This window comes from Mucilaginibacter lappiensis (genome assembly GCF_900155965.1).
In the GTDB taxonomy this organism is placed as follows: Bacteria; Bacteroidota; Bacteroidia; order Sphingobacteriales; family Sphingobacteriaceae; genus Mucilaginibacter; species Mucilaginibacter lappiensis.
This window is the reverse complement of record NZ_FTMG01000001.1, coordinates 777,524-802,244: the sequence shown is the minus strand read 5'-3', so window position 1 is coordinate 802,244 and position 24,721 is coordinate 777,524. Positions and strand designations below refer to the sequence as shown.

General features: G+C 41.7%; 19 protein-coding genes. 9 read left to right on the top strand and 10 right to left on the bottom strand.

Annotated features, from left to right (window positions below; genetic code table 11):
* Positions 1-60 precede the first annotated feature (60 nt).
* Positions 61-4,374: a hybrid sensor histidine kinase/response regulator gene (locus BW976_RS03255; protein WP_076370307.1), complete on the bottom strand. Its 4,314-nt coding sequence runs from the start codon at positions 4,372-4,374 to the stop codon at positions 61-63.
* 222 nt (positions 4,375-4,596) lie between these two features.
* Here BW976_RS03255 and BW976_RS03250 point away from each other — a divergent pair, with 222 nt between their 5' ends.
* A complete protein-coding gene (locus tag BW976_RS03250; protein WP_076370305.1) occupies positions 4,597-4,818 on the top strand; it encodes a VF530 family protein in 222 nt (73 codons plus the stop codon).
* Position 4,819: 1 nt separating this feature from the next.
* Here BW976_RS03250 and BW976_RS03245 read toward each other — a convergent pair whose 3' ends face one another.
* The 3 genes from BW976_RS03245 to BW976_RS03235 all read right to left on the bottom strand — a co-directional run bounded on the left by BW976_RS03245 (position 4,820) and on the right by BW976_RS03235 (position 7,455).
* The gene (locus tag BW976_RS03245; protein ID WP_076370303.1) at positions 4,820-6,124 is read right to left on the bottom strand and encodes a DEAD/DEAH box helicase; all 1,305 of its coding nucleotides are present in this window, start codon (positions 6,122-6,124) and stop codon (positions 4,820-4,822) included.
* Positions 6,125-6,345: 221 nt separating this feature from the next.
* Positions 6,346-7,125, bottom strand: coding sequence for a tRNA pseudouridine synthase A (locus BW976_RS03240; protein ID WP_076370301.1), 780 nt, complete (start codon positions 7,123-7,125; stop codon positions 6,346-6,348).
* A 105-nt stretch (positions 7,126-7,230) separates the two neighbouring features.
* A complete protein-coding gene (locus BW976_RS03235) occupies positions 7,231-7,455 on the bottom strand; it encodes a CDGSH iron-sulfur domain-containing protein (RefSeq protein ID WP_076370299.1) in 225 nt (74 codons plus the stop codon).
* Between the two features lie 310 nt (positions 7,456-7,765).
* Between BW976_RS03235 and BW976_RS03230 the strand changes: the two genes are divergently transcribed.
* Positions 7,766-8,797: an aldo/keto reductase gene (locus tag BW976_RS03230; protein WP_076370297.1), complete on the top strand. Its 1,032-nt coding sequence runs from the start codon at positions 7,766-7,768 to the stop codon at positions 8,795-8,797.
* A 118-nt stretch (positions 8,798-8,915) separates the two neighbouring features.
* Positions 8,916-9,263, top strand: coding sequence for an MmcQ/YjbR family DNA-binding protein (locus tag BW976_RS03225; RefSeq protein WP_084192043.1), 348 nt, complete (start codon positions 8,916-8,918; stop codon positions 9,261-9,263).
* A gap of 186 nt (positions 9,264-9,449) precedes the next feature.
* Here the strand turns inward: BW976_RS03225 and BW976_RS03220 are convergent, their stop codons facing one another.
* Positions 9,450-10,679: a MutS-related protein gene (locus BW976_RS03220; protein WP_084192042.1), complete on the bottom strand. Its 1,230-nt coding sequence runs from the start codon at positions 10,677-10,679 to the stop codon at positions 9,450-9,452.
* Between the two features lie 303 nt (positions 10,680-10,982).
* Between BW976_RS03220 and BW976_RS03215 the strand changes: the two genes are divergently transcribed.
* A complete protein-coding gene (locus BW976_RS03215) occupies positions 10,983-11,801 on the top strand; it encodes a peptidoglycan-binding protein (RefSeq protein WP_076370295.1) in 819 nt (272 codons plus the stop codon).
* 30 nt (positions 11,802-11,831) lie between these two features.
* Here BW976_RS03215 and BW976_RS03210 read toward each other — a convergent pair whose 3' ends face one another.
* Positions 11,832-12,071, bottom strand: a complete 240-nt coding sequence (locus tag BW976_RS03210; RefSeq protein WP_076370293.1) for a hypothetical protein — start codon at positions 12,069-12,071, stop codon at positions 11,832-11,834.
* Positions 12,072-12,390: 319 nt separating this feature from the next.
* Between BW976_RS03210 and BW976_RS03205 the strand changes: the two genes are divergently transcribed.
* The 3 genes from BW976_RS03205 (at position 12,391) to BW976_RS03195 (ending at position 16,411) form a co-directional block, all read left to right on the top strand.
* A complete protein-coding gene (locus BW976_RS03205; RefSeq protein WP_076370291.1) occupies positions 12,391-13,719 on the top strand; it encodes a Gfo/Idh/MocA family protein in 1,329 nt (442 codons plus the stop codon).
* Between the two features lie 72 nt (positions 13,720-13,791).
* Positions 13,792-15,159, top strand: a complete 1,368-nt coding sequence (locus tag BW976_RS03200; protein ID WP_076370289.1) for a 3-keto-disaccharide hydrolase — start codon at positions 13,792-13,794, stop codon at positions 15,157-15,159.
* 430 nt (positions 15,160-15,589) lie between these two features.
* Positions 15,590-16,411 carry an alpha/beta fold hydrolase gene (locus tag BW976_RS03195; RefSeq protein ID WP_076370287.1) on the top strand — a complete coding sequence of 274 codons (822 nt, stop codon included), beginning with the start codon at positions 15,590-15,592 and terminating at the stop codon, positions 16,409-16,411.
* Between the two features lie 94 nt (positions 16,412-16,505).
* Here the strand turns inward: BW976_RS03195 and BW976_RS03190 are convergent, their stop codons facing one another.
* Positions 16,506-17,534 carry a GntR family transcriptional regulator gene (locus tag BW976_RS03190; protein WP_076370285.1) on the bottom strand — a complete coding sequence of 343 codons (1,029 nt, stop codon included), beginning with the start codon at positions 17,532-17,534 and terminating at the stop codon, positions 16,506-16,508.
* Positions 17,535-17,702: 168 nt separating this feature from the next.
* On the opposite strand from BW976_RS03190, the gene BW976_RS03185 reads away from it, so the two are divergent.
* Positions 17,703-19,361, top strand: a complete 1,659-nt coding sequence (locus tag BW976_RS03185) for an alpha-L-rhamnosidase-related protein (RefSeq protein ID WP_076370283.1) — start codon at positions 17,703-17,705, stop codon at positions 19,359-19,361.
* Between the two features lie 112 nt (positions 19,362-19,473).
* Here the strand turns inward: BW976_RS03185 and BW976_RS03180 are convergent, their stop codons facing one another.
* From BW976_RS03180 to BW976_RS03170, 3 genes are all read right to left on the bottom strand, one after another.
* Positions 19,474-20,502: a cytochrome d ubiquinol oxidase subunit II gene (locus tag BW976_RS03180; RefSeq protein WP_076370281.1), complete on the bottom strand. Its 1,029-nt coding sequence runs from the start codon at positions 20,500-20,502 to the stop codon at positions 19,474-19,476.
* Between the two features lie 12 nt (positions 20,503-20,514).
* Entirely contained in the window at positions 20,515-21,822 is a 1,308-nt protein-coding gene (locus BW976_RS03175) for a cytochrome ubiquinol oxidase subunit I (protein WP_076370279.1), read from the bottom strand.
* 251 nt (positions 21,823-22,073) lie between these two features.
* Positions 22,074-23,105: a LacI family DNA-binding transcriptional regulator gene (locus BW976_RS03170; protein ID WP_076370277.1), complete on the bottom strand. Its 1,032-nt coding sequence runs from the start codon at positions 23,103-23,105 to the stop codon at positions 22,074-22,076.
* A 129-nt stretch (positions 23,106-23,234) separates the two neighbouring features.
* Between BW976_RS03170 and BW976_RS03165 the strand changes: the two genes are divergently transcribed.
* Positions 23,235-24,713 (top strand): xylulokinase, encoded by a 1,479-nt coding sequence (locus BW976_RS03165; protein ID WP_076370275.1) that lies wholly within the window; start codon positions 23,235-23,237, stop codon positions 24,711-24,713.
* The last annotated feature ends 8 nt before the right edge of the window (positions 24,714-24,721 follow it).

Sequence of the window (24,721 nt, the reverse complement as noted above, 5' to 3'; positions counted from 1 at the left end):
AATGACGCGTGGGGAGATTCTTCAACTCATGGTGCAGCATACATTAAGCACAAATTAAATTTATTTGTGCTTCTCTTTATCTAAATTGTTCTTCGCTACTTGCTCATGGGCTCTTTTTAGTATGGCTACCAGGTCATCGGTTTTCATGGGTTTGGCTATGTAGTCGTTCATGCCTTGGGATAAACAAAGCTCACGGTCTTCGGGGCCGGCGTTGGCGGTCATGGCTATGATGTAGGGTTGCTTAAAGGCGTATTTACGGATATGCCGGGTTGCTTCAAAACCATCCATCTCGGGCATTTGCACATCCATAAATATTACATCAACAGGGTTTAATTTTAACTTGTTTAAGGCCTCGAGCCCGTTTGGTGCTATGATAAATTTGTAACCTAATTTGGTCAGCATCCTATCAACCAGTTTTTGATTGATCAGGTTGTCCTCTGCCACCAAAATACGCATCGGAAAATCAGTGGCGAAGTCTTCCTCAAATAATTTCGAGGACTTTGGTTCTACAAAAGCTGAAGTGGGCTGGTTTTGAAATTCTGCCTGTATACTTTTCCCCAGCTGATTTTGCTTAACGGGTTTGGTGAGAATGGCAGAGAACAATCCCGGATATTTTTTCTTTGAACCGTCGCCAATGGAGCTCAACATAATTACAGGCAGGTTCTTATAGTTTCTTTTAATAGACCGCGCCAGATCGACCCCATCCATATCAGGCATTTCCATATCCGTGATGATCAGATTGAATCTTTCGCCTTCGGATAAAAGGTCAAGCGCTTCTACTGCCGACGCTGCAGATTCGGTGAGTATTCCCCATTGTTCCAACTGTGTTTTTAGTATAAAACGGTTGGTCTGGTTATCATCAACTAACAGTATCTTTTTGCCTTCCATTTCGGCCGGATTAAATACTATGGGTTGATATTTTAGTTGTTTTTTACTAACCGCTGCCCTGATAGTGAACATAAATACCGAGCCTTCTTTGTAAACGCTCTCTACCCAGATATCGCCGCCCATGAGTTTTACCAGGCGCTGACTGATCACCAGGCCCAAACCAGTACCGCCATATTTACGGGTAGTTGATGAATCAACCTGCGAAAAGGCATTGAATAATCCTGGAAGCTTTTCATCGGGGATACCTATCCCGGTGTCCATCACACTAAACCCGATCTCGATATGACCGTTTTTGAGGGTTTTGGATAGAAATACTTTTATAAATACTTCGCCTTTTTGAGTGAATTTTAAAGCGTTGCCAGTGAGGTTGGTGATTACTTGTTTAAGCCTGAGGCTGTCGCCAATAATTTGCGTGGGCAGGGCAGGATCTATCTGGTAAACCAGTTCCAGGTTTTGTTGTGAGGCCTGTTGCGAAAAAAGGTCCATTACCTCTTCCATACAATGGCGAAGATCAAAATCGTCCTGCTCAATATCCATTTTACCTGATTCTATTTTTGAAAAATCAAGAATGTCATTAATCACATTCACCAGGCTATCGCCACAGGCTATAATGGTATTGGTATATTCCCGTTGTTCGCTATTCAATTCCGTCTCGCCCAAAAGAGAAGCCATCCCGATCACGCCATTCATGGGGGTACGTATTTCATGGCTCATGGTAGCCAGGAATATGCTTTTAGCCTGATTGGCTTTATCAGCCTCTTTACGGGCTTGTCGCTCTTGCTGCCGCTGTAGCTCTAATTCTTCAGATTGTACCCGCAACTCTTCGTTCAAGGCCTGTAGTTCTTCAGATTGCGACTGTAATTCGGCGTTCAGGTTCTGTAAAGCGGCTGATTGCTTTTTTAACTCGTCTGACTGATGCATAACCTCGACGGTACGTTCAGATACCTGTTGCTCCAATAAAGCCTTTTGTTTAATAATGGCATTTACCTTTAAACGGTATAAACCATATATGACAGCAAAAATTAAAAGAGTTACCAGGATAATAAACCACCAGGTTAGCCAAAATGGGGGCAGAATTGTTAATTCCAGACTTAGTTCACGGGTTGACCACACGCCATCTCCATTATGACTTTTTACTTTAAACGTGTAATGGCCTGCAGGTAAATTAGTATAAGTCGCTGTGTTTTTACGCCCAATATGGTTCCAGTTTTTATCAAAACCCACCAATTGATAAGCATAAACGTTACGGTTTAGCAAGGCATAATCCAGCGAAACAAATTCAAATGAAATTACAGATTGATCATAGTGTAAAGTAATAGCTTTGGTAACACTGATATCCTGTTTTAAAGGCGATGGGTCTTTATCATTTTTAGCTACCTCTATGGAGTTGTTAAAAATCTGAAAGTTGGTTAAAACTAAAGGCGGATTGTAATGATGCTCCATGATCTTTTCAGGATCAAATACATTAAATCCATTCACACCACCAAAATACAATTGGCCATCCCTGGCTTTTAAAGCAGATTTTGCTTTAAATTCATCGGCTTGTAAGCCATCATCAACCGTGAAGTTTTTGAATTTTTTGGTGATGGGATTATATTTGGATATTCCTTTATTGGTACTGATCCAAAAATTTCCGCTATTATCCTCTTTAATAGCGTAGGTGTAATTATTAGGCAGGCCATCCTTTGTTTTAAAAATAGTGAACTTGCCGGTTTTGGGGTCAAAACGATTTAAACCATCAAATGTACATATCCATATATTGCCAATATGATCTTCCAGCAGGTCGACCGCTTTGTTGTTACTTATGCTATTGTTCGATTCGTCGTGTTTGTAAGTAGTAAAGGTGCCCGTTTGCTGATCAAACCGGTTAAGACCACCATTACCTGTGCCTACCCAAAGATTGCCTTTAGAGTCGACTAATAATGAATTGATTACATTATCGCTGATGCTTTTAGCATCAGCAGGGTTATGCTTATAATGGACGAACTTGTTGGTTTTAGGATTGTACAAATCAAGGCCCTGCCCAAATGTACCTATCCATATTTTATGGTCGGGTGTTGCGGTAATGGCATATATATTATTACCGGCTAAACTGCTACTGTCATTGGGGTTATGGGTATATGACTTAAACCGGTGGGTTTGCATATTCATTACGCTAACGCCGTTTCCCCAGGTTGCTATCCACAGGTTGTTTTTGTCGTCATCCTGCATGTCCAGAACATAATTGCCGGCTATACCGCTTTTATCATTTTCGTTATGTTTGTATGCGGTGAAAGTTCCTTTATCGGGGCTGAAAAAATTCAGCCCTCCACCATCTGTGCCAATCCATATATCACCTTTTTTATCCTGATAAAAGCTTAAAACATAGTTATTTGATAGGCTTACAGACGAAGAACTGTGTTTGTAGAATGCGAAATTATCCGTAGTTTTTCTGTATAAGTTAATACCCGAAGAAAAAGTGCCTACCCACATATTGCCTGTTTTATCCTTTAATATAGCATCAACAGAGTTACTGGCTATACTGGTGTTATCAATATCATCGTGGGCGTGGTTTGTAAATTTATTTTCTGCGTAATTAAATATGCTTACCCCTCCATTGTTAACACCTATCCATAAGTTTTGATTACTGTCTTCGGCAATGGCTTGTATGTCATTGCCCGAAATGGAGTTACTGTTACCAGGATTGTTTTTAAAGTTTTTAAAAGTACCTGTGTTGTTATCGTATAAATTTAAACCGCCGTTATCCCAGGTACCTGCCCATAAACGGTGGCTGCTATCTTCAAAAATACAGGTGATATAATTAGATGATATTGACCCCACAGCTTTATCGTCGTGTTTAAAGCAGGTAAAAGTTTTAGTTTGGATATTAAACAGATTTAAACCGCCGGTTATAGTCCCGATCCATAAGTTATGATGACTATCGAAATAAATACTCCTGGTGTTATTATCACTCAGGGTGTTATGATCATTGTTGCTGTGTTTGTAATGGACGAGTTTGCTCTGACTTATCTTAAACTCATCCAATCCATCTTCCAGGTAGCTGATCCATAAATTGCCATCCTTATCAAAAACAAGCCCCGTTAAATTATTGCTTGCTATAGTATTTGCTGCTTTTTTACTGTGTAAGTAATGATAAAAGCGGTTTTGTTTCCGGTCATACTTATTTAAACCTCCACCCATGGTGGCTATCCAAAGGTTTCCATTCTTGTCTTCGGCAATATGGTTGATGTAATTATTGCTTAGGCTTGTGCTGTCGGTAATGTTATTCTGAAAAACTTTAAATTTATTGCCGTCAAAGCGGTTTAAACCATCAAGGGTGCCAACCCAGATAAAACCATAACTATCCTGAAAAATGGTATTGATGTTAAGCTCCGATAAATTAGAGCGGCTGCCAATGCGCTGAAAATGTAAAGGCTGGTTCTGCGCAAAAACATATAATGATATAGCCTGAAAAAGTAAAATAAGATAAAACTTACAGCCCCTCATTATATCAGTAAATTATGATTTATATGGTTGCGGATAATTACATAAAATGATTATCTAATTTACTAAAATACGGTTAAATAAATCGTAATTAAGTATGGCTATTTAAACGCATCCATGTTATAATTGGTTGTGCTGCAAAATAAGCGTACTATTAGCTGCTTTGTTAAAGTATATAATAAATGGATGGTCTATATATAATACCTAAACAAGCCGTACTTTTGCATGATGCAACAACAAAGCAAAGATCCGCTGCACGGTAAAACATTACAGGTAATATTGGAAGAACTTTTAGCTCAATTTGGGTGGGACGAATTAGACAAACGCATCCGCATTAATTGTTTTCATGATAATCCCAGCATACAATCAAGCCTTAAGTTTTTACGTAAAACGCCCTGGGCCCGTAAAAAGGTAGAAGACCTATATATAGCTTATTGCGTAAAATAGCTTAGTGCTTACGCTTGTTGTTCATTTTTGCCTTTTGACCAGAACTAAAGTTGTAGGTTTTTGAGTTGGCTGCCTTTTTTTCGTGAAAGGCTGCACCTGGAGCGTCGGCATTTGGTTTTGCCGGTTTTTTATCTGCTTCCTCTTTTTTTGCTTTTATCTCTTTTTCAATAACCAGTTCATCGGGCAGGGTGGCTGTTGGTATCTTTTTACCGCTGGCTTGCTCTATTTTTTTAACCAGGCTCAATTCCAGATCGGTGGCAAAGGTGATAGCCAGGGTTTCCTGCTCGTTATCGGGATCCTGATTGATGATACGCTCCATAAAGATTTCTTTTTCCGCGGGCAGATCAAAATGGATCAGAAAAGGGATCCCGCTTAAATCAACAGTTTCGTTATTTTGATTGGTCACAATTAAAACCCTGGAGTTTTCGGCAGCTTTGAAATCTTCGATATTTTTAAAGCCATTGGTGTCAAAAAACTGCGGATTTAAAAAAGCTACAGCATCACGCAGGCGGCCATAAAGGCTTTTGTATAACTTATCGGCATTAACCTTGGTGTTTACAAATACTACTGTTTTGGTAAAAAGCTCATCATCATACAAAAACAGGTTGAGCAAATTGAGCTTGGTGCCAAAGTTGGGTACATTATAAAGTAGCTGAGGATGTGTTTGTAATGGCTGTTCCTGTAACTCTTCTATCTCAATAATAGCAGGTTGATTCATGAAAGGAGCCAGCATTTTTTCAAGCTTGCTGTGCATCACCTCGGTAAATACAAGGTGCTGACCCCTGCCTATACTGTTGGCGAGTTCAACAACCGGCAGCTGCAAACCTTTTTTAACCATCATATCGGCATCATCAATTACCAGCAGATCAACTTTGTTTAAGTTAAGCGCCAGTTTCAGGTAAATAGCCCTGGCCCTGTCGGGCGTAGCTACTACAATATCGGCGCCATCGGCAAGTGCATCCATCTGGGCTTCAATCCCAGGGGCAACATATAAGCCAACAATAGAGATTGATTTATTTTTATTCAATAATTCAAATTGTTCAATCACGGCCATTACCTGTTCCTTTTCGGGTACCAGGATCAATACACGCGGAACGCCTTCAGGCGCATAATTGAACCGGTTTAAAACACCCAAAACATAGGTGGTGGTTTTGCCGCTACCTTCGGGACCTATGGCAATAATATCCTGACCGCCAACTATGCGGGTAAGTGTTTTTAACTGCAATTCTGTAGGGTTTGTAAAACCTGCCTCATTTACCGATCTAACCAGTTGCTTATTCAGCTTTAATTTTTCAAACCACACCATCAGAAATTGTATTAATTATTTAAGACGGCAAAATTACCAATTTAACTGCTCATATTTTTATAAAGATGAATTATAGATAAAAGAGCAAGGATAGAAGGAGCAAGGATGGAAGGACAAAGGAGCAAAGACAAAAGAATGCTTGATCCCTCTTTCCACCGCAGGCGAAGAGAGGGGTGTCCAGCGAAGCGCAGACCGGGTAAGTCTACTCTACGCCAGCATAATCAAAATAGCATACCCGAAAAGTTTGTGCGTGGGGCAAGGTCAAGATATGGATAGGTGACTTTTGAAAGATATAAGCCCTGCGGGTGGGCCGGTATAATAATCTGGGGCGTTTGTTTACTGACCAGATAATGTTCAAATTCATCAACACTCATATCTCCACGACCAATATCCAGCAGGCGGCCAACAATGATCCTGATCATTTTACTCAAAAACCTGTTCGCGGATATATGGAACCGGAGCCTGTCGCCGCTTTGATCAACAAATAAACCGGCCGATGATACCCTGCAAATGGTATGATCAATCCTGTCGGGCATTTTACAGAACGCCCGGTAATCATCATACAAAGGCAGCAGTGTTGTAGCCCTTTTCATGGCATCGATATCCAGGTTTGTTTCGGGATACAGTGAACTGAACCCGCTTAAGAATGGATCTTTATAGGTATGGATAAAATAATCATAGGCGCGTTGTACGGCATCAAAGCGGGCATGCGGCAGGCCCTGCATAGGGATAATGTCAAACAGGGCTATATCATCAGGTAATATTTTATTGAGCCTGAAAAACAGGTCGAAATCCCACTCGTGCTCCAAATCAACATGAAAAAAAAACTGACTCGCGTGTACATGCGCATCAGTGCGACCGCAGCCGACAATAGCAACGGTATGTTTAAATATTTTGCTCAGTGTGGTTTCTAAAACCAATTGAATACTGTTAACACCGGCGTGTTTTTGCCAGCCACTGTATTTTGTGCCGTGGTAACCTATATGGAAAAAATAACGCATCAGTATATGACTCAAAAATCTGTAAAAAATCCGGTAAAGCAGGTATCAAATGAAAAGCCCTGGGTTTTATACCCAGAGCTTTTATAAATGTTTATATACTGCTGCTTAAACCTTTTTAGGCGGCAGATCAAATGCTATGGCATCATGCTCAAAATGACCTTTGTGCGAGCCATCACAAAATGGTTTGTTAGCCGACAGGCCGCAGCGGCAAATTGATAATACTGTACGGCCTTGTAAACCGTATACATTGCCTTGCGCATCAACTATTTCAAAATCTCCGTCAACTTTTACAGAGCCGTTATTATTAATGGTAAGTCTGGTTTTCTCCATGTGTTAATTTTTTGCCAAAGTTAACACATGGCGCTATCTGTAAATGGGCTATTTCTTATTTAGAGTTGTTCCGGATTGTGGCAAATCATAACTACAAATGACAAATGAATGATGCGTAAAACTTAATGTCGAAACACATAAGTTTTAGCTTTGTTAAGAGTTAAGGAAGAAGAATCAAGATATTAGAATCAAGAGTCAAGAAGAAAAACGATAACGGGTTAACTGCATGCTTGATCCTTTTTCAATTGTCTTGATTCTTGACTCTTAATTCTTGCATCTTTTTCCGCGTTACATCAAAAAATACCACACTATGGAATACAGACAATTAGGAGCATCGGGATTAAAAGTACCCGTATTGAGTTTTGGAACGGCCACTTTTGGCGGCGGTAACGAATTTTTTAAAGCCTGGGGAAGCACGCAGGTGGAGGAGGCTAAAAAACTGATCAACCTTTGCCTTGATGCGGGCGTTAATTTTTTTGATACGGCTAACGTTTACTCGCGTGGGTTATCGGAAGAAATATTAGGTCAGGCGTTAGAAGGTTTACGCAACCGGGTACTTATTTCGTCAAAAGCTACTTTTACCATGGGCGATGGCGCCAACGATTATGGTTCATCCCGTTATCATCTGATACAGCAATGCGAAGCCAGTTTGCGCCGCTTAAATACCGATCATATTGATGTTTACCATATGCACGGTTTTGATGGTACCACACCCGTTGAGGAAACCTTGCGTGCCCTTGACGATCTGGTAACCAGTGGTAAGATCCGTTATATAGCGGCCTCTAACTTTTCGGGCTGGCACTTGATGAAGTCCCTGTCGGTATCTGAGCGTTATGGCTGGAGCAGGTATGTGGCACATCAGGCTTATTATTCCTTACTCAACCGCGAGTTTGAGTGGGAGCTGATGCCATTGGGTATTGATCAAAAAGTGAGTACCATAGTTTGGAGCCCGCTGGCATCGGGGCAGTTAAGTGGTAAATTTAGAAGAGGGCAGCCTATTCCGGAAAATTCCAGAACGGTACAAGGCGGCAGCCATGGACCTGCAACCAATTTTGAACACCTATATAATATTGTTGACGCACTGGATGAAGTTGCTGAAGAAACCGGTAAATCGGTTGCGCAGGTATCATTAAACTGGCTGTTACAAAGACCAACTGTGGCTAACCTGGTGATAGGTGCCCGCAATGAAGAACAGCTAAAACAAAACCTGGCCGCCATTGGCTGGAACCTGACCACAGAACAGGTTAAAAAGCTGGATACCGCCAGTGAAGTTGATCCAATATATCCGTACTGGCACCAACGCCAGAACACAACGTTAAATCCGTTGCCGGTAAAGTATTAATTAAGAACCAAGAGTCAAGAACCAGGAATCAAGAAAAAGAATGCTGAAGATAAAAATGTCAGCTTTTTTATAGATATGATATTCTTGGTTCTTGACTCTAGCATCTTGACTCATTATCATGGCTACAGACATGCTCACCTTTATGCAGTTTATGCGCGCTACCTTACTACCGCTGCCGGGAGTAACCGAAAAAATGCACTTTGAGGACCCTGCGTTTTATGTAAATAAAAAAATAATGGCCAATGTGAAGCTAAAAGATGAACTGGTAGCTCTGCATACCCTTGAACGGGAGAAATGGATGGCCGCCGACTCGCATACCTTTTTTATAACAGATCATTACCGGAACTACAAGTACATGCTGGTGCGGCTCGAAACCGTATCACCCGATGATCTGAAAGAATTACTGATCACTGCCTGGCGTAACCGGGCTACCCAAAAACTCATCGGGGAGTATGAGGAGCGGTAATGGTAATAAAAGGTTATTACGAATAAGCCTAATTGGGGAATCCAATAATTAATTAGCGTCATTAATGAATACCTAAGCAATACTAGGGTTTTAAAGCGTTTTTTATGATTTCCACAATCCGTTCATTTTTTACAATCCACATTCCTAATCGTTCTTCGGTAATGCCTTCTTTAAGTTTATAAGTATTTACCGGGTTGGTATCTTCAAAAATGGTTCCATATATCGAAAATTGATATTTTCAATGGCTGATAATTCATGCGCAACCTCAATAATATGGGTAGAAACTACAAAAAAGCAGGTTTTTACTTCGGCAAAGGCAGCTATTATGGCCAACGAGGCATCATAGGCATCTTTAACATTTGTCCCTCTGAACAGTTCGTCGAAAATAACGAAAATACCTTTTGACTGATTTAATTTTTCGGCCACATGCTTAACCCGTAATACTTCTTTATAAAAGTGGCTATGTCCCTGCTCTACATCGTCGGCTAAGTTTATGGTTGTAATCAACCCTTTAAATGCAGGAGTCATCATACTTTTCGCAGGCACCGGGAAGCCTAATTGCGATAAATAGATTGCAATTCCAATTGATTTAAGCAGGGATGATTTTCCCGCCATATTGGTGCCCGTAATAAAACAAACATTTTTATCGGGACTAAATTCGATGTCGTTGCTTTTAGCATGGACAATAAACGGATGGAATAAGCCCTTTATAATTAATCCCGTTGCGTTATTTTCATTAACTACAGGAAATGTGAAACCGAGTGTCTTACCACTTTCACCAACAGATTGATAAACATCTAATTGATAAGCAACATTTAACAAAATCTTCATTCGCTCATAAGCCAGTTGTCTGAAAAAGCGGTCGGCTTTCGCTATCTCTGTAGCACTGCGATGGGGTTTTTGGATCAACTGTTTTAGCCATGCAAATTCTGCCGGTTGGAAAGTATTTAAAATAACGGTGCGGAATTCCTGTATTTTTTTAGGCAGATGGCCCTGTAATGTATCAGCGAATTTTATTAAGCTATCCAATATCGATAGCGTACTTTCTATTCCGGTTTGAATTACGTAATAATCATGATCATTGAACTTAAAAGCATATATGATTTTTTTCAGAAACCCGGTTATAACTGAAAATGGTTGAGCATGATCATGTTTTTTTAAATAAAATTCTACAAAGTCATAATCGTTTCTATTGAAGCTGATTTTAATATCGTGCTCCTCCATATACAAAAACACTTCCAATCTTTCTTTAATGTGAATAGGATTGCTGAGTGGTTTGTTGAACATGTCTTGCAACGCTTCGTTACCACCAATTGTATGGGTGTGGCCGAAAAGACTATATACTGATTGGCGGGAATTGTTGTTTTGAAATATGGCCAAATCATTTAGTGTTTGCTTGTCAATGTCGAAATTCATAAAGACGTTTGTAAGAGTTGCTTAACATCAACGCCCAAAATAAAATTGTAGTTTTTGATGCCCGTATTATTATTAAAAAGCAACTGGGTTTTCCATCAAGGACAAAGACTTTCTATTTGTATGCCCTGCAGGTAACTTTATGCGTAAAATTACGTATGCAATAGGGTATAATTACCTGTATAAAATTATGGGATATGGTTTAATTTTATGCAGTAAATAGTTCCTGTTTAATAGCTGTTTAACGGGCTTTTAAAAATAATAGGGATCAAACCTAAACCTTATCACTTTAAATCTATAACGGCGATGGTTAAAAAGCAATACCTGAAAGAAATAGTTATAACGGGCACCCAGCAAAGGGGCGGAAGCACCAATACCGTAAAAGATGTAATGAAGGTACAAAGCTGGCTTAACTTATACGCTATGGTGAACCCATCGGCAGGTACTGCTACCGGTATCGACGGTGATTTTGGTCCGGCTACGCAGGCCGCGGTGAATGCCTTTCAACTAGCCAAAAGTTTACCGCAAACAGGTATTGCTGATATTGCCCTTTTTACCGAATTATCAAGACCAATGCTAAACGCCTTTACGGGTGTTGTAGTTGGTACTGATTTGCGCACTTTGGTAGTAAACACCGCCTTTCAGCATCTTAATAATGCACCTTTTGAACTCACCATTAAAGGGCAGAGTAACAGCGGCCCCTGGGTACGCAGTTATATGGATGGTATGGAGGGTACGCCATGGTTTTGGTGCATGGGCTTTGTGCAAACCATTTTAGATCAGGCCGCCAGTCAGCTCGGTAAAGATTTTCGTACGCTGATGCCTTTGTCTTATAGTTGCGATACCGTCGCCACCACGGGGATTCAAAAAGGTATCCTGAGTCGTTACGCTGCTGTGCGCAGTAATCCATCGATCGTAAAGCCGGGTGATATATTCCTGCTGGAAAAAACTACTTACGACTGGATACATACCGGCATTATTACCGCTGTTAATGGCGATGTGTTTGAAACCATTGAAGGTAATACCAATAACGATGGCAGCAGCAACGGGAATGGCGTGTATAAGCGCGTCCGCAATTTCCAAAATTCCAAACTGGATGTATTTTCGATACAGGGTTTAATTTAAAAAATACGCATAGTGCTTTAGGCCGATGACTTAAAACTCCGGACTTAAATGCGTATATTTGTATATACAACAGCCCGGTTTTTCTTGCAAAAAGGAAAATCGGGCTGTTTTGTTAAAGAGAAATACTGCCCAAAAACCGGCCATTTGGTATGTAGTTATTTGATAACCAATTTTGTAAATCTTTTTAAATCCAATAAATCCTGTCGGTGATTTGTTAAAAAGTGTTAAAACCGATGGTTTTGAGTGAATTTTGAGCAGCTTTTGAGCCATTTAGCCCCGGTTTTTGTCCTAAAAAGTGTTAAAATAAAACTTTAAAAAGTTTTGTACCGGGCATCATTTTTTACTCTATCCGTTAAATATTTTGATAATATATTTAACTTAAACCTAAAGCTGACTCCCGATCCAGCCTGCTATGTTTTGGCCTTTTCTTTAAATGATTGTTTTAGAGGCTGTTTTAAGTCACAGTTAAGTTACAGGCCATTTTGAAAAAAAGTTGTTCATTTTCTTTAAATGCTTTCTAAAACTTAGGTAATTTGCCATATTTGCTTACGCAAGTAATAGGGTATAAACCAATTAACCGATTTTAGATATGATTAGCCGTAGAAAGTTCATCCAGACAACTTCATTAGCAGGTACCTGCTTCCTGCTTACACCCGAGCTATCAAAAGCGGGGGTTTTTACAGGGTCGCCAAATGATAAGGTAGTGTTAGGGATGATGGGAACCAATAGCCGCGGGCTTTACCTGGCTCAAAGCTTTGCCCGTATACCTAACGTTGAAATAGGATATATATGTGATGTGGACTCCAAGGTGGTTGAAAAAACCATTAATGAGATATTCAAAATTACCGGTAAAAAACCACAGGGCATTACCGATATCCGTAAAATGCTCGAGATCAAGGAAATTGACGCGGTTGTGATTGCCGCGCCTGATCACTGGCATGCCCCGGCCACCATTATGGCCTGTCAGGCGGGTAAACATGTTTATGTAGAAAAACCTTGCAGCCATAACCCGCATGAGGGCGAAATGGCGGTTGCTGCATCCAAAAAGTACAATAAATTGGTGCAAATGGGTAGCCAGCGCCGTTCATTTACTAATGTGCAGGCTCTGGTGAAGGAACTGCATGAAGGAGTTATCGGTCGGGCTTATTATGCCAAAGGCTGGTATACTAACCATCGGCCAAGCATGGGGTATGGTAAGGAAGTAGCCGTACCTGAAAACCTGAACTATGACCTTTGGCAGGGCCCGGCACCGCGTGTTGCTTATCGCGATAACCTGATCCATTATAACTGGCACTGGCTTTGGAACTGGGGAACAGGTGAGGCTTTGAATAATGGTACCCATGAACTGGATGTGATCCGCTGGGGGCTGGGTGTTGATTTTCCGAATAAGGTGGTTTCTACTGGTGGTCGTTTCCATTTTAATGATGATTGGCAAACACCTGATACGCAAAATATCCTATACAACTTCCCCAACAATACCGCTGCCGAGTGGGAAAGCCGCAGCTGCAACGGGTTTGGAATTGAAAAGATAGGCAGGGGAGTGATATTTTATGGTGATAAAGGAACCTTATTTTATGGTGGCGGCAATGGTTACCAGGTTTATGATGGCGATAACAAACTGGTAAAGGATGTTAAAGACGATACCAAGGTTGATGCTAACAACAAAGTAAGCCCTACCGAAGCGCTGGATGGCTTGCACATGCAGAACTTTATCGACGCTATAAGGGGCAAAACTGCTTTAAACTGCCCGATTGAAACTGGGTTCAAGTCGACATTATTGCCTCAATTGGGTAATATATCATACCGGGTTGACAGGGTGTTGCACGTAGATCCATCAAATGGACATATCTTAAACGACCCGGAAGCCACCAAATTATGGAGCCGGGAGTATGAAAAAGGCTGGGAATTAAATGTATAAATTCGGTTAATCTTTTCCGGAGTGTGCGGGACTTAAAACTATCCAAAATAAAAAACCAATATAATATTACACATGAAGAAAATCATCTACCCGGCCATAGCCTTGTTTGCTGTGGCTGCCTTACTGCCTGTTACCTGTCGTGCCCAAAACGCTCTATTTGATGGTAAAACCCTAAAAGGCTGGAAACGCCTGGCCGGTACTGCCGATTATAAAGTAGAAGACGGTCAGATAGTAGGTACTACAGTTTTAAACTCGGGCAATTCATTTTTAGTAACCGAGAAAGAGTATGGTGATTTTATATTAGAACTGGACACTAAAATAGAAAGCAAGCTGAGTAATTCAGGTGTGCAAACCCGTAGTCATTATGACCCTACAGGCCATGAAGGCAAGGGAAAAGTTTACGGCCGCCAGTTTGAAATTGATCCGTCTGACCGTAAATGGACAGGTGGTATTTATGATGAAGGCCGAAGAGACTGGCTTTACCCGCTTGATTTGAACGCTAAGGCAAAAGATGCTTTTAAAGTAGGCGAGTTTAATCATATCAAAATTGAATGTATCGGTAATGAAATGAAAACCTGGATCAATGGTATTCCTATTGCCGATGTAGTTGACACTATTGATAGTAAAGGTTTCATCGGCCTACAGGTACATGCGGTAAGTAAAGAGGAGCAGGCCGGTAAAAAAGTATATTTTAAAAATTTTAAGCTGCAAACCACCAATTTAAAACGTACACCATTCCCGAAGGATATCTATGTAGTAAATCTGCAGCCAAACAGCATTACTCCTGCCGAAAAAGCAGCCGGCTGGAAACTATTGTATGATGGTAAAACCAACACGGGCTGGCGCGGGGCTACTTTAAAAACCTTTCCAACTATGGGATGGGAGTATAAAGATGGAACCATGCACGTGCTGCCATCTGCCGGAAAAGAGGAATCAGGCGGTGGCGATATTGTGACCAACGATCAATATAGCGCTTTTGATCTTTCGTTTGAATTTAAATTAACGCCCGGCGCCAATAGCGGGGTTAAATATTTTGTAACCCTGTCTGAAGTAACTAAAGGCTCGGCCATTGGACTGGAATACCAGGTGTTGGATGATAAACTGCACCCGGATGCCAAACTTGGTCGTGACGGTGACCGTACCCTGGCCTCGTTATATGACCTTATCAAAGCCAATAAACAGGAACGTTTTGTACACCCGATAGGCAGCTGGAACATCGGCAGGATTGTGGTTTACCCTAATAACCATGTAGAGCATTACCTGAACGGCGTTAAAGTGCTGGAGTACGAGCGCGGCTCTAAAGAGTTCCGCGATCTGGTAGCTATCAGTAAATACACCATCTGGAAAAACTTTGGTGAAGCAAAAGAAGGTCACCTGCTATTACAGGATCATGGTAACGAAGCTTTTTTCAGGAATATCAAAATTAGAACATTAAACTAATTACTTCACCTTGTATAACTAGCCATTCTGAACAATGATGAAGAGTCTTTGGGAAGACAGTCAATCCCGTTAAAGATTCCTTCGTTTTTTAGAATGGCAATTTTTCTTTTAATTTTAAAGCTTTCTTTTTAGGAAAAGCTTTGATTGGTCATCTCGAAATTATTTTCTCCCTGATTAAAAAGCGTTTAACGAATGTTCATAAATTTCGAATGGTTTTTGATCGGTCGATTTAAAAAATCAACACTTTTATTCCCTAATTTTAGTTCTTTAACCGGCTTGGGTTTTAACCCCGATTTGTGCGTACAATTTAGTATTTAACCATGCCCAAAATCATTTGTAATGCGGTAATAAGGGATTTTCTATCCACTATCACTCTATTCAAAACAGAGGCACATTTCCAAAATTTATTTATTATCATAATCAACAAAAAATGAGCAAGATCACAGTAAAAGACGGAACAGAAATTTATTACAAAGACTGGGGAACCGGGCAACCACTTTTTTTTCATCATGGCTGGCCTTTGTCTGGTGATGACTGGGACGCGCAGATGATGTTTTTCCTGAAAAAAGGATACCGGGTTATCGCTCATGATCGCCGCGGCCACGGAAGATCGAGTCAGGTTTCGGAAGGTCATGATATGGATACCTATGCAGCGGATGTGGCAGCAGTAACCGAGGCATTAGATCTGAGAGATGCTATACATATTGGTCATTCTACCGGTGGTGGCGAAGCCATCCATTACGCTGCTAATTTGGGAAAAGGCCGTGTAGCCAAAGTGGTGCTGATCAGCGCGGTTACACCGATCATGGTACAATCTGCGACCAATCCTGATGGTGTCCCTATGGCTATATTTGATGAAATACGTGAAGGTACGGCATTCAACAGGGCTCAATACTTTGAGGATTTTACAATCCCATTTTATGGTTATAACCGTGAAGGGGCAAAAATATCGCAAGGGATCAGAGATAATTGGTGGCGCCAGGGAATGATGGGCGGAGTAAAAGCGCATCATGACGGTATTAAGGCTTTTTCTGAAACTGATTTTACAGAAGATCTTAAAAGTGTGGATATTCCTGTGCTTGTTCTGCATGGTGAAGATGACCAGATTGTTCCATTTCCTATTTCGGGAGCAAAAGCGGTAAAGCTTTTGAAAAATGGAAAACTGATCTCTTATCCGGGCTTCCCTCATGGAATGCCGGCAACAGAAGCTGCAACTATCAACAAAGATCTTTTGGCATTTATTCAATCGTAAATAAAAGAGATCGTTTTTGTTGAATATTCAGGATTGTAAAAGCTGTTAATCATTTATGGTTAACGGCTTTTATCTAAAAAGTCACCACCGTAATTTATAACGAACTCCTCACGGTAACATGAAATGGCACGGCAAAGTGTTCGTGACAATTAATCAGGGCAAATTCCGCCGCCTTACTGCCCATCAGCTTAAAATCGGTTGATATGGTGGTGATGCCATCCAGAATAATTTCTTTAAGCGCGGTTTCATTATAAGATATAACACCCACGTCTCTGGCTACTTTAAGATCGGATGCAATGATCTTTTTGATCAATTCAACCAGGTCATCTTCCATCAGGCTGATATAAACCGTTTGCGGCTGGATGGTTTCTGCCGATAAGGAATCGACCACAGCATATTCAAAAGCATACTGCCGGCAAAAATTTAAAAAACCCTTCATGATCTCTTTGGAATGATAGGTTTTACCCGGGAATATCAATTTGATGGTATGGTAATTAGTCAGCTTGTCCAATAGCTTTTTCAAGGCCTCGTACACGTCAGAGGCAAAGTTTTCGTATATCGCCGCGAATTTTCCGCTTACTCCAGGTACCAGGTTATCCAGCAGGATCAGTTTATCCTTGGGTATCGTATTGATGATCTCATGTGCCTTGGCTTCATTGTCCAGAAAATGTGGGATGATGATATACTTGGCATAATCGTTTTGAACGCTTTCTGTGATGATCTTTTTAAAAAAATGAAAATCGTTGTTATAGATGTAAAAATCGACAGTAGCCTGCTCGCCAATGGTGGCAACAAAGGCGTCGTAGATGATCTTTTTGTGCGCGCTCAGTTTATTGAATAGCAGGAATATCTTAATCGGTTTCTGAAAATCGGTGTTGGAGATAAAGAAACCTTTTCCAGGTACCGAACTTACAATGCCTTTATCCTTTAATTCCTTATAAACCCGCTCAATGGTATTACGGGAGGTATCCAGAGCAAAGCTCAGGTCATTGATGGAGGGAAGCATATCATCCTTAACAATATCACCGCTTTCAATACCTCTGATGATCGCGTTGGATAGCTGCAGGTATTTGGGCGTGATAGAGTATTCGTCTATCGATAATATTTTCAGATAATTCTTCACAAGTTATAATTGAAACAGCACAAATGTAATATTACACAATTGTATTTTATTCATTAAAAAGATGGTAGGGGATGGTTTGGAAAATGTATATATTTATCTTGATTTAACCAATTAACCATCTTCGGTACAGTTAGTTACCGGGGTCCTGAAAACTTAAACTATTCCCCTATGGTATTAAACTTACTTAATCCAAAATCTTTTCTTTTGCCGGTTTTTTTTATCGCGGTTTTTGCGAACAGCGTAAAGGCACAAGATCCTTACCAATCTTACCGGCAGGATTGGCTCAAAAAAGCAGAGGATAACAAGCCTAAACTCATTGAAACCGAAAAGCAACCGGTAAGTCTGGTTCGGTTAGAGAAAGACCCCGCGGCTTTTCAGGGCTGGAAAGCTATAAATACAGATAGCGTGGGCAAACTGTATAATACATCGTTCAAAACGCAAAGCGGCGTTGTTGTTGACTTTGGCGAACATCTTACCGGATATTTCACCTTCTCGATAAAATCCCTGAAAGGAACACCCGACGGGCCCGCGAGATTGAAATTTACCTTTGGGGAAGTGCCCTCAGAGGTAGCCGTACCCTTTGATCCTTATAAAGGTACCCTCAGCCGGGCCTGGTTGCAGGATGAAACGGTTACAGTAACCGAAATGCCTGCCGATATTACCATACCGCGCCGGGTGGCCTGTCGTTTTGTGAAGATTGAATTATTGGGTGCTTCGCCGAATTTTGATTTCCATATCAGCAGTATGGTGTTTAAAGCAACTTCATCCGTAGCTTTTAAACCCCCGCTATTAGCGGCAACCACCCCGAAATTGATTGCAGATATTGATCGCGTGGGGTTGGCCACTTTAAAAGAATGTATGCAAACGGTGTATGAGGATGGCCCCAAACGTGACCGCCGGCTTTGGATAGGTGACCTGTATCTGGAATCATTAGCTAATCAGTTTTCGTACCAGAATAACCAGCTTACCCGTCGTTGTCTTTATCTGCTGGCTGGCTTATCTGCCGATGATGGTGTTTTGCTCGCCAATGTATTTGAAAATCCCGAGCCCCATGCACAGGCTGGCAGCCGTTTATTGGATTATTGTTTATTGTACGGTGTAGCCCTGAAAGAATATGTTGCCGCTACCGACGATAAGCAAACAGGCCTGGACTTGTGGCCTGTCGCCAAAAAACAGCTGGATATTATCCGTAAGTATGCTGGTCAGGATGGTATGATAGATTATCAGAAAGCCGGTAAAGAGTGGTGGGTGTTTTTTGACTGGAAGGATGGTTTAGATAAACAGGCCTGTTTACAGGGACTATCTATTTACGCACTGAACCAAACCTACGCATTGGCCAAATTACTGGGCAAAGAAAACGAAGTAGATGACATACCATCATTAGCCAGAAAATTAAAAGCAGCCGCATATAAAAATCTGTATGATCCAAAATCGGGCTTGTTTGTAAGCGGGGTGAATAAACAGATCTCCTACGGTTCACAAGCCTGGATGATATTGAGCGGGGTAGCCTCTAAACAAGAAGCACAAACGGCTTTAAAAGCGTTGTCAACCGTTAAGGACGCGGTACATCCCGGGGCGCCATATATGTTTCATTACTACATAGCTGCCTTAATTGAAAGTGGTTTAAAAGTCGAGGCAAAAGAAGCACTGCAAAACTATTGGGGTGGCATGGTCAAAAAAGGAGCCGATACTTTTTGGGAAGTATATGATCCGAACGATGAGCTAAAATCGCCTTATAACTTTTACCCGGTAAACAGCTACTGCCATGCCTGGAGTTGTACACCAGTTTATTTTATCCGTAAGTATCCGGAGATATTTCAGCGATAGACCGTTGATGGGCTATGATTACGTTGATTTCGCTGATATTGATTGGGTGTCTATGATGTAAATCAAAATTCCAAGGAATCAGCGAAATCAACAAAATCATCAAAATCAGCGGTTAGTGCTCTGCTGTCTGTCCGTTATCTTTCTTTTTAAAACTATAATACAAATACCCAAGCGCGGGTAATATAAATAAACTACCTACAAGCAGTCCTACACCCAGGTCGTCGATAGATTTGCCGGTAGCATGATCGGTAAGCAGCGACATGGAGCTGCCATCCTTAAAGATCACAAAACGCGGGAAGCGGGTATGCCCAACCGATATCAAGATCATACTTACCTGGAATGCGGCCAGTACCCTGATCCATTGTTTATTCTTTTTGTCGGAGATAATAAACCATAATAACACCAGCGACAGGGTAGCCGCGATAACAGCGGCTAAGCTTAACAGGTTACCAAATATCCAATCGGCCAAATGCACATGTTCAAAGTAGGATGCTAAAAATACCTGGGCACCCAGTACTACGGCAGCTATGTTCATAGCTTTGGCCTTTTTTATAAAACGTTTGATATCGTATACTTCGGTGCATTCACCTATGAGGTAAATGGCAGCCAGGAAACCACAGAGGGCTACGGTAAAAAGACCAACCGAAACCGAAAACCAGTTGAGCCAGCTGAAAATATAGGCCCCTGCAAAAGTTTTGGCCGTTGGATCTATCTGACCAGATAAGGCGCTACCCGCGATGATGCCCAGGAACATGGGTGTAACAAAGCTGGAGTAAACAAATATATGGTTATAAAACCCCTGCGTTTTCTCGTCTTTGATAGCATCATAATTGCGGAAAGCGAATGCCGTTCCCCGGGCTGTAATACCCAGCAGCATGATGAGTAAAGGGATATGCAGGTAAACGCACATTTCGCTGTAAATGGTTGGGAAACCTACAAACAGGATCACTACGGTAATGATCAGCCACATGTGGTTAGCCTCCCATATAGGGCCAATAGCCTGGTAACTGGTTTTGCGGGTCCGCTGTTTATTATCGTTCGAGGTAAAAAGTTCAATGATCCCCGCGCCAAAATCGGCTCCGCCTAACAGAAAGTAGAGCGTGATGGCCGCAAATAAAAACAAAATAACTACGTATAACATATCTTTATGGGCTTAACGGTCATACAATTCGGGCACCATTTGTATCTGTCTTTTCAGCAGGAAGATAACAAATACGCTCAGTGTGAAATAAATAAAAGTGAACAGGTAAAAGGAGTACTGGATCCCCGGCATGGGCGTAACAGCCTCACTGGTGCGCATAACGCCTTGTATGATCCAGGGCTGGCGACCGACTTCGGTAACCGTCCACCCGGCCTCTAAGGCAATAAAACCGGCAGGCGTGGCCCAGATAAACATTTTCAGGAACCATCCTTTATTAAACCAGCTCTTTTTTTTCCACAAAGCAATAAAATATAATACCCCGATCAGCATCATCAGCATGCCAAAACCAACCATAATCTGGAAGGCATAATGGGTAACGGCTATGGGAGGCTGGTTTTTAACAGGAATCTTATCCAAACCGTTAACCTGCTGCTTAAAATTATCGTGTACCAGGAAGCTCAATAAGCCGGGTATTTCAATACCATAATTTACTTTTTTTGCCGCTGTATCAGGTATGCCGCCGATAACCAGGGGTGCATATTCCTGCGTATGGAAGTAGGCTTCCATGGCAGCCAGCTTGGCAGGTTGCCTTTTCGCAGCGCCTTTGGCGGATATGTCGCCGCTTAGCGGTTGTAAAATGGCTGCCGCGGCGCCGAAAATAATGGCTATTTTAAAGGCTTTGCTATGAAAATGTACATTGCGGTTGCGATAGATCATAAGCGCATGAATCCCGGCAACAGCGAAACCCGTGGCCGAAAATGCGGCTATAGTCATGTGCAGGGCTTCGGAGAACCAGGCTTCATTAAACATGGCTTTCAGCGGATCGATATTCAGGTACTTGCCATTCATAAAATCAAAGCCTGATGGGCTATTCATCCAGGAGTTGGCCGATACTACCAATATACCCGATGCAATACCACTTATGCCCACTACAATACCTGTAACCCAATGAAACCAGGTATTGAGCCGATTCCAGCCGTATAGGAAAAAGCCCAGCGCTATCGCCTCAATAAAAAAGGCCACACCTTCTAAGGAAAAAGGCATACCGAAGATGGGACCGGCATGTTTCATAAAACCCGGCCAAAGTAAGCCTAATTCAAAAGACAACATAGTACCCGACACGGCACCTGTAGCAAAAAATATGGCTACGCCCTTACTCCAGGCCACAGTAATGTTTTTGTAAACCTGATCCTTGGTTTTGATCCATTTGTAATGCGATATGGCCATAAAAACAGGCATCACCATACCAATGCAGGAGTATATGATATGAAAACCTAACGATAAGGCCATTTGCGACCTTGCTGCAATAAAATCATCCATATAAGTAATACTAAATAATGGCTGAATTTAAAGCTATAATGTAACAAATTCGCGGAGATTTGCTAATTGATATTAAATATAAAATATACTTTTTAAGTGTAACGTGTTGTATTAGTGCGTAAAATTTAGTAAACCTCACCCAACCCTCTCCAAAGGAGAGGGCTTTGATTTGCGTGGTAGCTAATCAAAACACTATACTGAAGTTAGCAGGATTTTAAAAGTCTCCCCTTTGGGGAGATTTAGAGGGGTGCTTACCCGTTCCGTTTTGTAGATCCCCTGATAATCAGTTCCGGCTTAATACTGATGATCTTAGGCTTGGTGATAGTATCGTTATTGCCTATTTCCTGGAAAAATAAATTGGCCACCGTATTACCCATATAAACGCTAAACTGATCGATCGTGGTAATGGAAGGACTGGTGATCTCCGAGAAACTTTCGTTGGCGTAACCGCATATACCCAGTTGCGATGGTACTTTAATACCCATGGCATTGGCCACATCCAGAACACCCAGTGCCGAGAAATCAGATGTAGAAGCAAATATGGCATCCGGAGGGTGAGGCAGGCTTAGCAGTTTGCGTGTTCCTTCGGCGCCCAGTTCTTTTGTCCAGGCATTTTCTACAATCAATTCTTCTATTACCGGCACATTATATGCTTTGAATGCTTTTAGATAGCCTTCCTTGCGCTGTTTAAAAATGCTCAGGTTTTGAGGGCCTTCCAGCAGGGCTATTCTTTTATAACCGCCTTCTATGAGGTGCGAAACAGCCTCGTACGAAGCCTGAACGTTATCATTGATCACCTTCAGTGTTTCCAGTTCTTCAGCCACGCGGTCAACCTGGATCAACTGGATACCGTGATCCAATACATTTTGCAGGTGCTGATAATCATTGCCATCGGCCGATACCGATATCACAATACAATCTACATGCTGGTTAATCAGCGTATTTACGCACTGGATCTCTTTGTCATGATCTTCGTCCGACTGGCAAATGATCAGGCTATAACCTTTCTGATAGGTAACTTCCTCAATGCCGGCAATTACATTCGAGAAAAAGTTCTGATTAATACGGGGTATCACCACACCAATGGTTTTGGATTGTCCTTTGCGTAGGTTGGAGGCCAGTGTATTACGCTTATAGTTTAATTCATCGGCTGTTTTAATGATCAACTCCTTTGTTTTTTCGTTAACCTGGTTGCTGTTATTCAGCGCTCTGGAAACAGAAGAAGCGGTAATGCCCAGCTTTTCGGCAATATCATAAATGGTGGTACGTTTTACTTTCTTCATTACAAAGTGCAAGTTGGAAAAAATATTTCACGCAATCGATTGCAATTTCAAATATTTATTTAATTTCGTCTCGTTAAGTTACCAAAAAATAAACACAACCTAATTATTCACGTCATAACCATCTGAAATATGTTGCTATTAGGCATCGATATAGGTACGTCATCGGTTAAAGTGAGCGTTGTTGACGCGGCCACTCAAAATATATTATCCTCGGCGCAATATCCGGATGAAGAGTCGCCCATTAAAGCTTTACATCCCGGCTGGGCCGAACAATCGCCGCAAATGTGGTGGGAGCAGGCGCAACAAGCCCTGGAACGCTGTCATGCAAAAAAAGCCTATGATCCTGCTGATATAGCCGCTATTGGTATTGCCTACCAGATGCACGGTCTGGTTTTGGTGGATAAAGACCAAAATGTATTGCGCGATAGTATTATCTGGTGCGATAGCCGCGCGGTAGAAATAGGCGATAAAGCCTTTGCTGCCATAGGTGAGGAACATTGTTTATCGCACCTGCTCAATTCGCCCGGTAATTTTACGGCCTCAAAACTGGCCTGGGTAAAGGAGAATGAGCCCGAAATATACAGAAAGATAGACAAGATCATGCTGCCCGGCGACTATATAGCGATGAAGCTTACAGGCGAAATCACCACATCGGTATCGGCATTATCAGAAGGCGTATTTTTTGATTTCAAAACCAATGGTATCTCCAAAGAGATCCTGAACTATTTTGGTTTTGATGAAAGTCTTTTCCCGGTAATCAACCCGGTGTTCTCATCACACGGTACCTTATCGACCGCAGTAGCACAAAAATTAAAACTGAAAGCGGGTATCCCGGTAGCCTATAAATCAGGCGATCAGCCTAATAATGCCCTGTCCTTAAATGTGCTTAACCCGGGTGAGGTGGCGGCTACTGCAGGTACTTCGGGTGTGATATACGGCGTAAGTGATGAATTAACCTACGACCAGCAATCGCGCATCAATACTTTTGCCCATGTTAACTATGCCGAACAGCAAAAACGCCTGGGAGTGCTTTTGTGCATTAATGGCACTGGCAGCTTATATCGATGGGCCAAATACAATTTTGGTGCCGGCTTAACCTACACCCAAATGAATAACGAAGCTAAAAAAGCCCCGTTGGGAAGCGATGGCTTACAGATATTACCTTTTGGCAACGGTGCTGAACGCATGCTGAACAACAAGCAAGTAGGTGCGCATATTCAAAATATCGACCTGAACCTGCATACACAGGCACATATTTTCCGTGCAGTGCAAGAAGGGATAGCCAGCGCGTTCCGTTATGGACTGGATATTATGCGCAGCAATGGCATGAACCCAACGGTGATCCGTGCAGGTAAAAGCAACCTGTTCCTGAGCGAACTGTTTACCGAAACATTTGTAAATGCCACAGGAGTGCCTGTTGAACTATATAATAACGACGGCAGCGTTGGTGCAGCCTTAGGCGCAGGTATCGGTGCAGGCATATACAAATCGCCAACCGAAGCATTCAGTAATGCTAAGCCAATCCAACTCATTGAACCATCAACCCAGCAATTTGAACCCGTATACCAGGAATGGAAGGAATTGCTAAGCTTAAAGCTGAAGGCATAAAACCAAAA